Annotated in this window: 1 pseudogene; it reads left to right on the top strand. The window is 67.5% G+C overall.

The features are described 5' to 3' along the window. A pseudogene (locus BST28_RS24330) lies at window positions 1-905 on the top strand (hypothetical protein); the annotation flags it as partial.

Raw genomic sequence — 905 nt, 5'->3', positions numbered from 1 at the left:
GACACCACCGGCATCCTGCATCAACTCGAAAAGCTCCGCGACGACTACGCCGGGATCCTTGCGGCCTCGACGACCAACCTGCTATCTCATGGCTACGACCCGGCACCACTGCACGGCCCCCTGAGCCCAGATTCGACGGTGCCGGCCGAGCAGTCCGCCTTCGAGGAGCTGTTACGCGCCAACAACCAAGCGGTACTGGATGCGATGGCCCGGGTGCGGGCCGCCCAAAGGGCCCTCGACGATGCCGCAGCCCAGGCGTATGCACACGGTGCGGGAAGCGAGGCAGCCCAAGAGGCGATGACCCGATTGCCGGGGTTGAAGAAGAACCTTGCCGATGCCCTCGATGACCTGGGCAAGATCCCCGACTACTCGACCATTGATCCGGCCTCGGTGCACCTGGGCCCCGACGGCGCCCTCTCCTTCGAATACAGCCTGGCGGGCCAGACGATGGTGGTGACCGGCACCCTCAAAAACGGCACCGGCGAGATCTACGACCAGGGTGCGGGCAGCGGCAGTAGCGCCTACTTCACCTACCAGGACGGCAAACTCGTCGCCTCCCGCTTCCTCGACCCCGGCCGGGTTACCCCCGATGATGCACTGCTGCAAAACGTCATCTTCACCGCCGTGGGCGCCGGCCCCGCTATCAGCGCCGGCAAGGCCGGCGTCGAAGCCGGCTGGCAGGGCATGCGGGCGCTATTCGCCCGCGAAGCCCTCGCAACCAGCGGCGGTAGCGCTGCGGGCCTGACCGCCGACAACGTGCTGCCACGCGCGATCACCCAAGCCGAAATACGGGCCCAAGCCGCCGCCGACGACCTCGCCATCCACCACCCAAGCGGGCACACCCCAGTCACCACCACCAGTGGCGACCACACCCCACCACTAACGACCGCCGACCACAGCCCACC

The organism is Mycolicibacter kumamotonensis, from assembly GCF_002086285.1.
Lineage (GTDB): Bacteria > Actinomycetota > Actinomycetes > Mycobacteriales > Mycobacteriaceae > Mycobacterium > Mycobacterium kumamotonense.
The sequence above is the reverse complement of the archived record's forward strand: the minus strand, read 5'-3'. Positions and strand labels throughout refer to the sequence as shown.